Source organism: Candidatus Edwardsbacteria bacterium RifOxyA12_full_54_48, from assembly GCA_001777915.1.
GTDB lineage: Bacteria > Edwardsbacteria > AC1 > AC1 > EtOH8 > UBA2226.
Map to the genome: position 1 here is coordinate 171,671 of MFFN01000003.1, position 13,402 is coordinate 185,072.

General features: G+C 58.6%; 15 protein-coding genes. All 15 read right to left on the bottom strand.

Features of this window, described 5'->3' with window-relative positions:
- Positions 1–10 precede the first annotated feature (10 nt).
- The 15 genes from A2273_08145 to A2273_08215 all read right to left on the bottom strand — a co-directional run bounded on the left by A2273_08145 (position 11) and on the right by A2273_08215 (position 13,249).
- On the bottom strand, positions 11–964 hold the full coding sequence (locus A2273_08145) for a hypothetical protein (protein OGF08306.1): 954 nt from the start codon (positions 962–964) through the stop codon (positions 11–13).
- Positions 965–999: 35 nt separating this feature from the next.
- Positions 1,000–2,274 carry a UDP-N-acetylglucosamine 1-carboxyvinyltransferase gene (locus A2273_08150; protein ID OGF08307.1) on the bottom strand — a complete coding sequence of 425 codons (1,275 nt, stop codon included), beginning with the start codon at positions 2,272–2,274 and terminating at the stop codon, positions 1,000–1,002.
- A 183-nt stretch (positions 2,275–2,457) separates the two neighbouring features.
- Positions 2,458–2,643: a tetraacyldisaccharide 4'-kinase gene (locus tag A2273_08155; GenBank protein ID OGF08308.1), complete on the bottom strand. Its 186-nt coding sequence runs from the start codon at positions 2,641–2,643 to the stop codon at positions 2,458–2,460.
- A 72-nt stretch (positions 2,644–2,715) separates the two neighbouring features.
- Positions 2,716–3,240, bottom strand: a complete 525-nt coding sequence (locus A2273_08160) for a hydrogenase maturation peptidase HycI (protein ID OGF08309.1) — start codon at positions 3,238–3,240, stop codon at positions 2,716–2,718.
- A 225-nt stretch (positions 3,241–3,465) separates the two neighbouring features.
- Positions 3,466–3,825, bottom strand: a complete 360-nt coding sequence (locus A2273_08165; GenBank protein OGF08310.1) for a hypothetical protein — start codon at positions 3,823–3,825, stop codon at positions 3,466–3,468.
- A gap of 17 nt (positions 3,826–3,842) precedes the next feature.
- On the bottom strand, positions 3,843–4,814 hold the full coding sequence (locus A2273_08170) for an NADH dehydrogenase (protein ID OGF08311.1): 972 nt from the start codon (positions 4,812–4,814) through the stop codon (positions 3,843–3,845).
- Between the two features lie 15 nt (positions 4,815–4,829).
- Positions 4,830–6,017, bottom strand: coding sequence for an NADH dehydrogenase (locus A2273_08175; GenBank protein OGF08312.1), 1,188 nt, complete (start codon positions 6,015–6,017; stop codon positions 4,830–4,832).
- Positions 6,014–6,475, bottom strand: a complete 462-nt coding sequence (locus A2273_08180; protein OGF08313.1) for a hypothetical protein — start codon at positions 6,473–6,475, stop codon at positions 6,014–6,016. Before A2273_08180 ends, A2273_08175 begins: the two co-directional genes overlap by 4 nt.
- A gap of 54 nt (positions 6,476–6,529) precedes the next feature.
- Positions 6,530–6,961, bottom strand: a complete 432-nt coding sequence (locus A2273_08185) for an NADH-quinone oxidoreductase subunit B (GenBank protein OGF08314.1) — start codon at positions 6,959–6,961, stop codon at positions 6,530–6,532.
- A 99-nt stretch (positions 6,962–7,060) separates the two neighbouring features.
- Positions 7,061–7,405 (bottom strand): hypothetical protein, encoded by a 345-nt coding sequence (locus A2273_08190; GenBank protein ID OGF08315.1) that lies wholly within the window; start codon positions 7,403–7,405, stop codon positions 7,061–7,063.
- Between the two features lie 96 nt (positions 7,406–7,501).
- Complete coding sequence (locus tag A2273_08195) at positions 7,502–7,801, bottom strand: hypothetical protein (protein OGF08316.1); 300 nt, start codon at positions 7,799–7,801, stop codon at positions 7,502–7,504.
- The gene (locus A2273_08200) at positions 7,795–8,328 is read right to left on the bottom strand and encodes a hypothetical protein (GenBank protein ID OGF08317.1); all 534 of its coding nucleotides are present in this window, start codon (positions 8,326–8,328) and stop codon (positions 7,795–7,797) included. Before A2273_08200 ends, A2273_08195 begins: the two co-directional genes overlap by 7 nt.
- 53 nt (positions 8,329–8,381) lie before the next feature.
- Positions 8,382–9,863 carry a hypothetical protein gene (locus tag A2273_08205; protein OGF08318.1) on the bottom strand — a complete coding sequence of 494 codons (1,482 nt, stop codon included), beginning with the start codon at positions 9,861–9,863 and terminating at the stop codon, positions 8,382–8,384.
- 39 nt (positions 9,864–9,902) lie between these two features.
- Positions 9,903–11,783 carry a hypothetical protein gene (locus tag A2273_08210; protein ID OGF08319.1) on the bottom strand — a complete coding sequence of 627 codons (1,881 nt, stop codon included), beginning with the start codon at positions 11,781–11,783 and terminating at the stop codon, positions 9,903–9,905.
- Positions 11,780–13,249, bottom strand: coding sequence for a hypothetical protein (locus tag A2273_08215; GenBank protein OGF08320.1), 1,470 nt, complete (start codon positions 13,247–13,249; stop codon positions 11,780–11,782). The genes A2273_08210 and A2273_08215 overlap by 4 nt, the downstream gene beginning before the upstream one ends.
- Positions 13,250–13,402 lie beyond the last annotated feature (153 nt).

A 13,402-nucleotide genomic window follows, 5' to 3' on the forward strand; every position in this document is an offset into this window, starting at 1 on the left:
TCACGGATAATTATATCTTCAATTTGCCTTTTTCCATCAGCAGCTTCCCGTCCACCCAGACGCTGGGATTGCGCACGATGCCGTCCTGGTGGCTGGATACACTTACCTTGCCGCCAAATCCGCTGTTATCGCCAAAGGCGATATGGATGGTGGTCAGGGCCTTCTCATCCTCCAGGATGTTGCCGGTGATCTTGGCCCGAGGGTTTATCCCGATGCCGAACTCGGCCACGTTGAAGGCGTTTTTCCCGTGCCGGGAAAGCATCTCCCACAAATTATCAGCCTCACGCCCGCCTTTCATGCCGACTGCAAAACCACGGGAGATGGCTATCTCAATCGGTTTTTTCAAAATACCGGTATCGCCGATGGAGCCGTCCACCACCAGCCGGCCCTGGGCGGTGCCCTCCACCGGGGCCAGGTAGACCTCGCCGGCCGGCAGGTTGGTGAATCCGCCGGAGTCTGGGATGATGCCGGTATCGGGCTCCGCCCGGCGGCCTTTGATGGAGAATGACAGGCTGGTCCCGCGCTCGGTTTTGATCAAAACCTTATCGGCGTATTGCAATGAACGGCATAGGCGCTCTCCCACTATTTCCATCTTCTTATAGTCAACATCGATGGTTCTGGACATCATATCCAAAGTTATCCCCGGCATGCTGGCTATCCTGGCCCGGGCTTTTGAAGCATTTTTCCTGGCCCGGGTATGGGACAGCGATTTGGTGGTGGCCAGAAAGACGGCGTCGCTTTTCAGCATGGCCGCGGCCACCTGCTCCGGAGGTTCCTGCCCGTTGTTCCCCCTCTCCGGCATTATCATCAGCACCGCATCGCGGCACAGCGGCCGGGCGGCCCGATAAAATACCTGGCCGGATTCAAGATTGCCGTCATCCGTGATCACCAGAACCGTTTCAGTTTTCTTTACCGCCAGACACTGTTCCAAGGCCACCTTGACCGCCCGATCGATCTTGTTCATATTCTCTCTTATACCACGATTGTTAAAATTAAATTTTAAACCGCCATTTTCTGATGCACCCGGCGGATCTTGGCGCCCAGTTTCTTCAGTTTCCGCTCCCATCTCTCATAACCCCTATCCAGATGGTATATGCGGTTGACCTCGGTCTTCCCCTCGGCCTTGAGCCCGGCGATGACCAGGGCCGCCGAAGCCCTCAGGTCGGAGCCCATCACCGGAGCCCCGGTCAACTCGGGCACGCCCTTTATCACGGCGCTTTTGCCCTCAACCTTGATATCGGCCCCCAAACGCTGCAGCTCGGGAACATGCATAAATCGGTTCTCGAAGATGGTCTCGGTTATCACCGAAAGGCCCGAGGCAATGGTCATCAGGGTCATCATCTGGGGCTGCATATCGGTGGGAAATCCGGGATAGGGGGCGATGGTCAGATCTATCGGTCTTACCCGCCGCCGGGCTTCCACGGTCACCATCTCGTCGCCGGCCGCCACTTTGACCCCCATGGCCCTCAGGGCATCGATGACCGCAGCCAGATGGTCCGGCCGGCAGTCCTCGATGGTCAGGCAGCCGCCGCTGATGGCTGCCGCTATCATCAAAGATCCGGTCTCGATGCGGTCGGGGATCATCCTGGTCTCGGCCGGCCTCAAGCCCTCCACCCCGGCGATGGTCATTACCGGAGTGCCGGCGCCGGTGATGTCCGCTCCCATGGATACCAGCATCTGGGCGGTGGATACCACCTCGGGCTCCAGGGCCGCCGATTCGATGACCGTGATCCCTTTGGCCAAAACCGCCGCCATCATCACATTGATGGTGGCCCCCACCGAAACCCCGTGGGTACCGGCCAAAAGCAGCCGGGCCCCTTTAAGCGGCCTGCCTTGGGCCTGGACATAGCCGTGAAGTATCTGAATTTTGGCCCCCAGGGCCTCCATGCCTTTCAAGTGAAGGTCTATTGGACGGGCCCCGATGGAGCACCCCCCCGGCAGGGACACTTTGGCTTTTCCGAACCTGGCCAGCAGGGGCCCCAGCACATAATAGGAGGCCCTCATCTGCTTGACGATCTCATATTCGGCTTCGCACTTAAGCTTGTCAGGAACATCGATGACCATCCGGTTGTCTTCGAAATCCACTTTGGCTCCCAACCGGATAAGCAGGCGCCTCATGGTGCGCACATCCATCACATTGGGAACGTTGGTCAGGACGGACCTTCCCGGTGCCAGCAGGCAGGCCGCCATGGCCGGCAGCACCGCGTTCTTGGCTCCCGAGGCCCGGACCATGCCGGACAGCGGCCGGCCCCCATCGATGACGAATTTATCCACTTCGCTCCCGTTATAAACAATTCATTGTTGTCCAGTTTGGGGTGTATTGATATTCTGTAGAACGATGCAGAAGATGCCCCGGACAAAAGCCCGACGACTTTGAAACGTTTCAAACGTCATTCTTCTGCTCATCGGACAATTCAAACAATGCCCAACAGCATAGACTGGCATCTCAAACCATGATCAATCCTGCTTCTTGCTCCCCTTGATCGGCTGGGCCTCGTCTATCAGCATTACCGGAATATCATCCTTGATATTGTAGCCCAGCTTGCAGGACCAGCACAACAGTTTCTGTTCTTGGGGAAGGTACTCCAGCTGGCCCTTGCATTTGGGGCAGGCCAGAATATCCAGCAATTTCTGATCCAACATAATCACTCCATCCTTTACTAGAATTGGGAGGCCGTTATTTATTATACCTTTATTTTTTTTGTAAATCAACCTTCAGGGGCGGCCTTCCGGCGGGGCCTTCATCTTATCCAGGATGGCCCGATGCAGAAAGTGGGAGATGGTTTTGACGCTCTCTGCCACCGGCCGGCTCATGGGCACTTCCAGCTGGATCTGCCCGGCCTGGATGCCCAGGGCGATGATCCTGGCCCCGGTTATCTTCTCCAGATAGTCGCCCAAAAAAGACAGCGGCATGGTATGGGTGGAGTGCATCATGGAGTGCATATCCTTATGGTTCAGAAAGGCCACCTCCCCCACCGGCCGCCCCATATCGGCGGCATCTATGAATATCACCAGATCGGGTTTTGTGTTCCTGACCAGGCCGGAAAAATTCTCGGGATTGGTCCCGGCCACCAGCACTTGGGCAAAACTTTCGTGATCGCAGTCCTGTAGCATCATCCGCAGTTCCCGGGCCACCAGCGAGCCGGCGGCATCGTCGCCCATCATCTCGTTGCCGATGCCGAAGATCATCAGCCTGACGGAAGTTTCGACGGCCGAAGCCACCGGATCGGTCCATTCCATATTTCGCTCCAGTAAATAATTCCCGGGGAAACAGCCGGTGCTCCCGAATTGCGCTGACTGATGTTGTTCAGGCATCTGGCAGATCAGCTTGACTTAATGGGCTGATAAAATCCGGGCCTTGGTCTTTTTGGTGTATTTCGCGGGGAAAGTTTTCTTCAGGCAATTGGTCATGCATAAAATGGCCGGACACGTAATGCCCGACCATCGTTTAAACCGGCGCCGTAATTATTTATAAACGATCTTCAGCGCTCCGCGGTCGAAGGCGGCATCCTCGAACTCGGTATTCATGTGAATGGCCTTCTTGGGACAGACCTCGGCGCACTGGGCGCAGTGGGAACAACGGTCCAGGTAGAAGGTCATGGAGAATCTCTTGGAAACCTTGCCGGCCTCATCGGTGGTCTCGGATTCCTTGTGGATCTCCAGAGCCTCGGAGGGACAGTCCTTGACGCACATCTGGCAGCCGATGCACAGACTGGGGTCCATCACCGGATGGCCCCGAAAGCCCTTGGGCACCCCGATCTTTTGGAAAGGATACTGGACGGTGGCCGGTTTTTTGAACAGGTGCTTTAGCACCTCTGGCAGCATCGCTCCTAATCTTAAACTCATTGCAGATACCCCTTCAAGAATATTACGATTACCAGCTGCAGCAGGGCCAGCGGGGCCAGCCATTTCCAGCTGAAGGAAATCATCTGGTCGATCCGGAGCCGGGCGGTCACCGCTCGCATGGCGGACAAGATGAAGACCACGATCAAGGTCTTGACAATGAACCAGATGAACCCGGGGATCAGCCCTCCCGGGAAGCCGCCCATGAACAGGGCGGCGATCATGCCTGCGCCCACCACCATCTGGATGTCGGCCAGCAGACGGAACATGGCCAGTTTGCGGCCGGAATATTCGGTAAAGGCGCCGCCCACCACCTCGGTCTCGGCATGAGGGATGTCGAACGGCACCCTCTCCAGTTTGGCCTGCAAGGTGATCACCGCCACGGCGAAGGCGAAGATGTTGATCAGCAGATGCCAGGGATTGGCCTGATAGTAGGCGGCGATCTCAGCCATTCTCCAGCTGCCGGCCATCACCGCCGGGGACAGGATGGCCAGGAACATCGGTACTTCGTAGGCGAACAACAAGGTCAGCACCCGGACCCCGCCGATGGCGGCGTACATGCTGGCCGAGGCCCAGCCGGCCAGAAAATAGGCGAAGCTGGGAAGCGACAGCAGGTAGGCAATGACGATGATATCCCCCTGGAAAGAGGTGGCCGACTGGAAGGTAGGGCTGAAATGCCACACCGGCAGCAGCAGCCCGGCGGTCAGCACCGAGGTCAGGGCCAGTATGGGAACGGCATTGAACAGCTTTTTATCGGCCTCCTTGGGAACGATATCCTCCTTGGCCATCAGCTTGACGAAGTCGGCGATGGGCTGCAGGATGCCGTGGCTCCCGGTATGCATGGGGCCCATCCGGTTCTGAAACTTGGCGTATAATTTCCGGTCCACCCACTCCACGAAAGTGGAATATAAGAACAGGAACAGCAGGCCAGGATAGACCAGCAGATAGAGAAATATTTTCAATATATCCATCTTTACCTCTTATTATTATAGCTTGATTCCGCGTTTGCGGTAGAAATCTATCCCGTACTGGCGCAGGGTCTCCCAGTTCCAGACCTTCTGGTTGCCCTTGGGGTCGGTGATGATGGCCATCCGGTCGGTGCATGACAGGCAGGGATCGATGGCCGCCATCACGATGGGGATATCGGCCACATAGCCGCCCCGAAGCATGTACAGGGTGGCCGGCCAGTTGGCCAGGGTGGGGGCCCTGACCTTCACCCGATCCGGCTTGTCGGTGCCGTTGGAGCGGATATAGTGAATGCACTCGCCCCGCTGGGCCTCGGCCCGGCTGACCACCTCGCCCTCGGGAACCTTGCGGGGGGCCTTGACCCGAATATCTCCCGCCGGAAGGTTATTGAGGATGTATTCGCAGATATTGTAAGATTCCATCAGTTCCTTGGCCCGAACCACCACCCTGGCCAGCACATCCCCGCCCTCGTCGGTGACGATATTGAAGGGAATATGCTCACCGAAACCGGCATAGGGATCATCCTGGCGGACGTCGAAATCGACCCCGGAAGCCCGGGTGGTAGGTCCGGCGGCGTTAAGCTCCAGAGCCTTGGCCTTGGGCAATAGGCCTACCCCGGCGATCCTGGCCACCAACGTCGGCTCGGTGGCGCCGATGTTCAGATAATACGGGGTCCGGGCCTTGAGGGCGGCGATGCCGTCCAGGACCTTCTTGATCTGCATCTCGTCCAGGTCCCGGCGCACCCCGCCGAAGGTCTGCATGCCGTAGTTGACCCGGTTGCCCGAGATCATCTCCAGGATGTCCTCAACGATCTCGCGGTCCCGCCAGGTGTACATGAAGAAAGTGTCGAAGCCCACCTCGTGCCCGGCCACCCCCAGCCATAAAAGATGGGAATGGACCCGCTCCAGCTCGCCCATCAGACAGCGGATGAACAGCCCCCGTTTGGGCGGCTCGATGCCCATCAATTTCTCCACCCCCTGGGCGAAGACGGTCATGTGGACGTTGGAGCAGATGCCGCAGACCCTTTCCAGCAGGAAAAGGTCCTGGATATACGTCCGCTCTTCGCAGCCCTTCTCTATGCCCCGGTGGTTATAGCCCAAGCGGAGATCGGCATCGACCACCGTCTCGCCATCCACCAGGAAGCGGAATGAAGTGGGCTCTTTTAAAGCCGGATGCTGCGGGCCTACTGGTAATATAAATGTGCTCATTCTATGACTCCCTTCTCCCGGTTATAGTGCCAATCCTTACGCAAGGGGTAGATGCCCTGGGGCCAGTCATCGGGCAGGACCAGCGGGCGCATATCGGGATGGCCTTCAAAATTTATGCCCACCAGATCGTGGACCTCCCTTTCATAGAAAATCGCCCCGGGATAGACCGCTATGGTTGTGGGCAGCACCGGATTATTTCGATCGGTTTGGAGGCGAAGCATCAGGGCCATGCCGTTCTGGGCGAAGTGATACAGGGCCTCCAGCTTGTCCCCGGTGTCCCGGCCGGTGATGGTGGACAGATGGTAGAACCCGGCCTTCTCCTTTAGCACCCGGCAGGCCTCCACGGCATCGGCCCGGTCCACCCATAAGGTCATCCGGCGGGGGAAGGGATTGATCAGCTCTTTGATCTTGCCCTTCAGGTTTTCCTCCAGGATCTTTTTTATTTCCTCAAAGGTCATTTTTATCTCCTGTATTCTGTATTCTGTATTCTGTATTCTGTATTCTGGGAAACGTCAGCCGTTCTTCAAAGCGCCCAGCAGCTTGGCCACCCCGTCGATGATGGCATCGGGCTTGGCCGCGCAGCCGGGGATATAGGCATTGACCGGGATCACCTGGTCGACCCCCTCCAGCACGCTGTAACAACCCCGGAAAACGTTTCCGGAGCAGGCGCAGGCGCCCACCGCCACCACAAACTTGGGCTCGGCCATCTGCTCGTAGATCCTCTTCAAGCGGGCGGCCTGCTGCCTGGTCACCGCTCCGGTGCATACCAGCACGTCGGCGTGGCGGGGGGTGGATTTAAGCAGCGCCCCGAAGCGCTCCAGATCGAACCGGGGCATCAGGGCGGCCAGGGTTTCGATGTCGCATCCGTTGCAGGCTCCGCTGTTGAAATGGAGCAGCCAGGGAGATGACACCCGGGACCATTTGACCAGTTTTTCTAAAGCCATAATTGTATCCTTAATATTGTAATATTACTTATTCTCAACCGCCAAGGCGCTAAGACACAATCACAATTATTTGGCGTCTTGGAGTCTTGGTGGTTCGGTTCACTTCAGGATCAGGGCGATGATGGAGAACCAGATCATCAGCAGATAGAAGATGCCCAGGATGGCGAAGGCCAGCGACCCGCCGGGGATGGTGGCGATCACCAGGGCCGCCACGTGCATCATGGTGAAGAACAAGGCGGCATGGAAGAACTGGCGGTAGCCCACCTGAAGCTTTTTCCCCAGGAAATCCTCTCCGCAGGCATACTGGCAGAGCTTGGCGCCCTCGTCCTTCAGTTTGGGGGCCATCACGTCTCCCAGCTTGTAGATCAGGTAGGAGACCAAAGCGAAGAGGCCGAACCCGATGAACGGGGTGATCAGTATATTCCACTGGCTGAAAATTGACATGTTGATATCCTCGTTTATTTTTGCTTTAATATCTTCCCCACGAAAAACACGAAATTTTATTATTAGTTTATTTCGCGTGTTCAGCGGGTAAGGTTCCTACCCCTTCAGCCTGGTCAGGCTGCGGACGTCCAGATTCCCGGTGTTCTTATAGGCGTTGATCACCAGGGCCAGGGCCACCGCCACGATGGAGACCTCGATCACGATGAAGGTGATCACCAGGCTCTGGGAGAAGAAGGTCTCCCCCCGGGCATACCCGGCGGTGATGAAGGACAGCACCGCCGACTTGGCCATGATCTCCAGGCCGATCAGCAGTTTGATCATGTTGCGGCTGGTCAGCAGGCAGTACAGCCCGATGAAGAACAGCAGGCCGACGAATATCAGATTGATCATTACCATAGTTTGTGCCCTCCATCCTTGGCTTTTTCGGCCTCTATCTTATCCTGGGCGGTCAGCGGTTTCTCCCGGAACAGGGCCAGCACCCCGAACACTCCTCCGAAGATCACCGCGATCTGCCCGATCAGGTCCATGGAGCGGATGCCCCACAGGGTGGCCCCGAAGCTTTTCTCGGCATTGCCGTATCCGGCCGGAATATTGGAGAACAGCCCCTTCATCACCAGCAGGTCGATGAGGCCGAACAGCACCAGAAACAGCGGGAACAGGTACATCGGCCAGCGTGATTCCTTCACCGCTTCCTCCGTCTTGGTCAGGGCGATGGTGGAGACGAACAGCACCGTGATCAGCCCGGCCACCACCGACAGTTCGAACACCGCGGCATAGGGCGAATCCATCCGGTACAGCACCACCGCCAGCACGGCGCTCATGAAGGCCAGGCTCAGGGCCGCCCGCAGCAGGTCCTTGAAGAACACCGCCATGCAGGCCAGACCGGCCAGCATTATCAGCAGTATAAGATTTATGACATCCATTTTGACTCCAATGTGTATATTTGAAGTTTACAATCGTCTATCAGTAACCCGAACTATTGCCCGAACATTGAAAACCCGTTGGCCCCGATGGAATTGCTCAGGGCGATCATGCCCGGCTGGATCAGCTTGGCGGTGACCCAGGGGTAGAACAGGCCCACCAGCAGGCACAGGGCCGCCAGGCAGAAGGTGGCCAGGGCCATGTAGAAAGGCACTTCCTTGACCTTCTCCAAACCGGCCGCCAGCTTGCCGAAGAAGGCCTTCCGCTGCATCAGCAGGAAGTACCACAGGGTCAGGATGCTGGTGGCTATGGCGATGGCGGCCACCCCGACATGATTGGCCTCCACCAGGGCCACGATGATCAGCAGCTTGCTCCAGAAACCGTTGAAGGGCGGGATCCCGGCGATGGAGAAGGTCCCGATGGTGGTGGTCAGGCTGGTGATGGGCATTTTATGGCCCACCCCGCCCAGCTTGGAGAGGTCCCTGGTGCCGGTGGCGTATTCGGTGGCCCCGGCGTCGAGGAACAGCAGGCTCTTGAAGGTGGCGTGGTTGAACAGGTGGAACAGGGCCCCCATGATCCCCAGCGGGGTTCCCAGCCCCAGGCCCACCACGATGTAGCCGATCTGGCTGATGGACGAATAGGCCAGCATCCGCTTGAAATCGTTCTGGCCCAGGGCGATCAGTGCGCCGATGACCATCGAGGCCACCCCCAGCCAGATCATGGCCTGGGAGACCGAGGCCGGCAGGCCGAAGATGTCGTACACCACCCGGGTCAGGGCGTAGATGCCGGAGACCTTGATCAGCACCCCGGACAGCATGGCCGAGATGGGCGCCGGGGCCGAGGGATGGGCATCCGGCAGCCAGGCATGGAACGGCACCATGGCCGCCTTCAGGCCGAAGCCCATCAGGAACAGGGCCAGGCACAGGCCGATCAGCTTTAGGCTCATGCCGGTTCCCACCATCAGGCCCAGTTCCTTGAAGTTCATGGTGCCGGTCATCAGGTAGATGAAGGACATGGCCAGCAGGATGCCGGTGGTGGCGACTACCGACAGCATCAGGTACTTGAAGGCCGCCTCCACCTCGTCGTGCTTCTGGCCGAAGGCCACCAAAGCGTACGAGGCCACCGCCGCCACCTCCAGGAAGACGTACATGTTGAACAGATCGACGGTCAGCACCAGCCCGTTCATCCCGGCCACCATCAGCAGGAACAGGGCGTAGTACGATCCCTTGGCCCCGTAATGTTCCATGTAATTGATGGAATAGATGCAGGCGAACAGCGAGATCAGGCTGATGGTCAAAAGCAGCAGCAGCGAGAAGCCGTCCAGCATCAGGCCGGCCTTGAGGGGCAGGCCGATGGCCGCGGCATCCCACAGGATGCGGTGCCCGGCCGATATCAGGCGAATCTGGGACAGGCTCAGGGCCAGCAGGGCCGCCATGGTGAGCGTGCCCAGGATGTCGGGCAGTCCTTTCCACAGCCTGGAGACCAGCGGCATCAGGGCTGCCATGGCCAGGGGTATGACTATGAATAAAAGCAACATGTTTACAAGCTCCGCTATATTATATCAGTTGACGTATTTTTACTTGACCAGGACCGCCAGGTACAGCACCAGCAGGGCGAATCCGCCCACCACCCAGGCCAGATAATTGGCATACAGCCCGTTGTGGTATTCCTTGAGCACCCCGGTGGCCACCCCGCCGACGAATACGATCAGCCTCTCGTAGACGGCGTCGATCCCGCGGTCCACCACCTTGAACACCGTCCAGGCGGCGCCTTTGAGCAGGCCGTTCACGAACCACTCGTAGATGTCGAACACCCGGGCCTCGGCCCAGTCATACAATGTATGCATCACCGGCAGGTTGTGAATGGGCTCGGAAGCCAGGTAGGCCTGGCCCTGGCCCTTCTTGACGCCGTATTTATGAAGCAGGAAGGCTATCACCAGGCAGGCCATGGAGACCCACACGATCCAGTTGAGGTGGAATGTCCAGAACTCCATATGCCCGGCGTGGCCCTCCAGGATGGCCCTTCCCTCCAGCACCGGCTGGATCAGGTATTTTAACGGCAGCTTGCTGTAGACCCCGAACAGGATGCAGCCCAGGGCGATCACCAGCATGGGAACGGTCATGGCTAGTCCGGGATCCTTGGGAGCCTTGTTGGGCATCTCGGGACTCTGCTGTCCGAAATAGGTGGCATGGCCCAGCTTTAAGAACGAAGCAAAGGTGAAGATGGCCCCGATCCAGGCGGCGATGGGAAATATCATGATGCCGGTCTCCACCGCCCCGTGGAACACCAGCTCCTTGGAGACGAACCCGTTGAAGGGCGGCACGCCGGAGATGGCGAAGGCCGCCACCCAGAAGGCCACCCCGGTGATGGGCATCAATTTGAAAAGCCCGCCCAGTTTTTTCAGCTCGGTGGTGCCGGCCTGCTTCTCCACCGCCCCGCCGGTCAGGAACAGGGTGCACTTGTACATGGCGTGGTTGAGCATGTGGAACAGCCCGCCCACGATCCCGGCCGGCACCCCGGTGCCGATGCCCAGGATCATATAGCCCACCTGGCTGATGGCGTGGAACGACAGCAGTTTCTTGTAATCCTTCTGGACCAGGGCCATCATCACCGCCAGAACGATGGTGACGGCGCCGATGGTCATCAAAAAGATGGACATGGTGCTGTTCATGTGGATGGTGAACATCTCAAGGCTGATCCGGCCCAGCATGTAGATGCCCAGCAGTTTCTCCAGGGCCGCCGGCAGGTAGGCCATGAACGGCAACGGGGCGTCGATGGCGGCATCCGGGATCCAGGTGTGGAACGGCATGGCGCCGGCCTTGGCCATGGCCCCCAGGCCCATCAGCACGAAGGCGGCCGCCCCCAGGCCCATCGGCTCCAGGTGGATCTCGGACATGGTCAGGGTGCCGGACAGCTGCCAGGCGAAGATGATGCCCAGGATCATGGCGAAATCGGCGATGCCGGAGATCACCAAAGCCTTGGTGGCGGTCTTGAAGGCCTCCTTGTTGCCCACCGAGATCATGCCGTACAGGGTGGCCAGCAGCGACTCCCAGAAGAACAACATCACCACGAAGTTGTTGGCCAGGATGGCCCCGTTGGCCAGTCCGGCGGTCAGCAGAAAGTAGGCGAAATATTCCTTGGAGCGGTTCTTCCCCTCCATGAAGGAGGCGGTGTACAGGGCCAGCAGGATCTCGAAGCCGGCCGCCGCCAAAAGGATGAAGCGCGGGAAATGGTAGGCCCACAGATCGAAGTTTATCCCAAAGCTGGTCCAGGGCACGAATAATCTTAAACCTTCTCCCCCGGCCTTGAAGATGACCGCCGCGTAATACATGGTGATGGCGGTGGCGATCAGGGCCAGGATCTCCTTGCCCCATTTGACGGACTTGGGCAGGATGAAGGTCAGCACCCCGGCGATGATGGGGACCAGGATCGGTATCAGCAGAATGTTCGGATTCATCTCAATACCCCCAATATATCATGAATGGCAGGATTTCCCAGAACGTCGCGGACGGCGATGTTGACCAGGTCCATGGGGTACTTGACCAGGATCCCGGCGGCCAGCGAAAGGACGGCCAGCGAGGCCACCACCCACACCATGGTCGGAGTCCCCTCTTTATGGGCATGGATGCTGTGGTCCCGGGCCTCGCCCAGAAAGACCAGGGTGAACAGCCGCATCAGATAGACCAGGGTCAGCACCGCGGTGAAGATGGCCAGGGCGCCGATGGCGATGTGGTTGGACTTGATGATGCCCTGGATCACCATGAATTTGGAGAAGAAGCCTCCGAAGGGCGGCACCCCCACGATGGAGAAGACGCACATGATGAAGGCCACCGCGGTGATGGGCATGGCCTTGATCAGCCCGCCCATCTTGGTGATGTCCTTGGTGCCGGTGCCGTGCTCGATGACCCCGGCGGCCAAAAAGAGGCCGCCCTTGGCCAGCCCGTGCATCAGGATGAACAGCAGGGCCCCGGCCACCCCGATGGTGTTGAAGGCCGCCAGGCCCATGAAGATGTAGCCGATCTGGCTGACGGTGGACAGGGCCAGGATCCTCTTGATGTTGGTTTCTATCAGGGCCGCGCTGGCCGAGACCATGGCCGAGATCAGGCCCAGGATCATCAGGTAGGTCTGCCAGTCGCCGGGGATGACGAAGGTGTAGTTGAATATCCGGGCGAAGGCGTAGACCCCGATCTTGACCAGCACCGCGGCGTGGAGCAGGGCGGTCACCGGGGTGGGCGCCACGCCGGCGTCAGGCAGCCAGGTGTGGAACGGCAGAGTGGCGCTCTTGGCGAAGATGCCCATGGTGATCAGGGCCACCGCCAGGCCGCCGATGGGGAAGCCCCGCATATCCAGCATGTTGAAGGTACCGGTCTTGGCGTAGACCAGGGCGAAACCCAGCAGCATGAACACCGCCCCCCCGGCCGTGACCAAAAAGGCCTTGTCGGCCTTGATCACCACTTCCCTGTCGCGGAAGAAGCCGATCAGGCGCCAGGAGCAGATGCCGGTGATCTCCCAGAAGACGTACATCAGGATCATGTTGGCCGAGAACACCAGGCCCATCATGGCCCCCAAAAACAAAACCACCATCAGAAAGTATTCCTGCTGATAGTGGTAATCCTTGATATAACCCAGCGAGTAGATGATGATCAGGGTGCTGATCAGGGACGAGGCGATGGCCATGAAGACCGACAGCCCGTCCACCACGAAGGTGGCATCCACTCCCAGACCGATGGCCCGCTGGAAGACGTGGGTCTCCCCCGAGAAGGCCGCCGGCAATAGTGTGACGGCAAAAAAAGTAGTGGCCAGCCCCAGAATCACCGCCCAGGCATTGCGCCCTGGCTTGGAGGCCAGCCCTATCAAAGGCAAGGTAAAGGCCCCGATGATAGGGACCAGTATCGTTGCCAGCAAAGAGAATTCCCACCCCATAAAAACTCCTAATGCTGTATTAAATTGCTAAACTTTGGCAAAGGCCATCTTATTTTTTGCGATGCCATAAATGACATCGCTGGTATTGCCAACAAGGCCGCAAAGCGGCCTTTGTGAAGATGCCCAGCGGTAGCCTTTAGGCTATCGCGCCCC

What these genes read in the sequence shown, in the direction of transcription:
- A2273_08145 (OGF08306.1), bottom strand. Translation starts at nt 964, where the DNA reads ATGAACAAGATCGATCGGGCGGTCAAGGTGGCCTTGGAACAGTGTCTG.
- A2273_08155 (OGF08308.1), bottom strand. Translation starts at nt 2,643, where the DNA reads ATGTTGGATCAGAAATTGCTGGATATTCTGGCCTGCCCCAAATGCAAG.
- A2273_08160 (OGF08309.1), bottom strand. Translation starts at nt 3,240, where the DNA reads ATGGAATGGACCGATCCGGTGGCTTCGGCCGTCGAAACTTCCGTCAGG.
- A2273_08165 (OGF08310.1), bottom strand. Translation starts at nt 3,825, where the DNA reads ATGCTGCCAGAGGTGCTAAAGCACCTGTTCAAAAAACCGGCCACCGTC.
- A2273_08170 (OGF08311.1), bottom strand. Translation starts at nt 4,814, where the DNA reads ATGGATATATTGAAAATATTTCTCTATCTGCTGGTCTATCCTGGCCTG.
- A2273_08175 (OGF08312.1), bottom strand. Translation starts at nt 6,017, where the DNA reads ATGAGCACATTTATATTACCAGTAGGCCCGCAGCATCCGGCTTTAAAA.
- A2273_08180 (OGF08313.1), bottom strand. Translation starts at nt 6,475, where the DNA reads ATGACCTTTGAGGAAATAAAAAAGATCCTGGAGGAAAACCTGAAGGGC.
- A2273_08185 (OGF08314.1), bottom strand. Translation starts at nt 6,961, where the DNA reads ATGGCTTTAGAAAAACTGGTCAAATGGTCCCGGGTGTCATCTCCCTGG.
- A2273_08190 (OGF08315.1), bottom strand. Translation starts at nt 7,405, where the DNA reads ATGTCAATTTTCAGCCAGTGGAATATACTGATCACCCCGTTCATCGGG.
- A2273_08195 (OGF08316.1), bottom strand. Translation starts at nt 7,801, where the DNA reads ATGGTAATGATCAATCTGATATTCGTCGGCCTGCTGTTCTTCATCGGG.
- A2273_08200 (OGF08317.1), bottom strand. Translation starts at nt 8,328, where the DNA reads ATGGATGTCATAAATCTTATACTGCTGATAATGCTGGCCGGTCTGGCC.
- A2273_08205 (OGF08318.1), bottom strand. Translation starts at nt 9,863, where the DNA reads ATGTTGCTTTTATTCATAGTCATACCCCTGGCCATGGCAGCCCTGATG.
- A2273_08210 (OGF08319.1), bottom strand. Translation starts at nt 11,783, where the DNA reads ATGAATCCGAACATTCTGCTGATACCGATCCTGGTCCCCATCATCGCC.
- A2273_08215 (OGF08320.1), bottom strand. Translation starts at nt 13,249, where the DNA reads ATGGGGTGGGAATTCTCTTTGCTGGCAACGATACTGGTCCCTATCATC.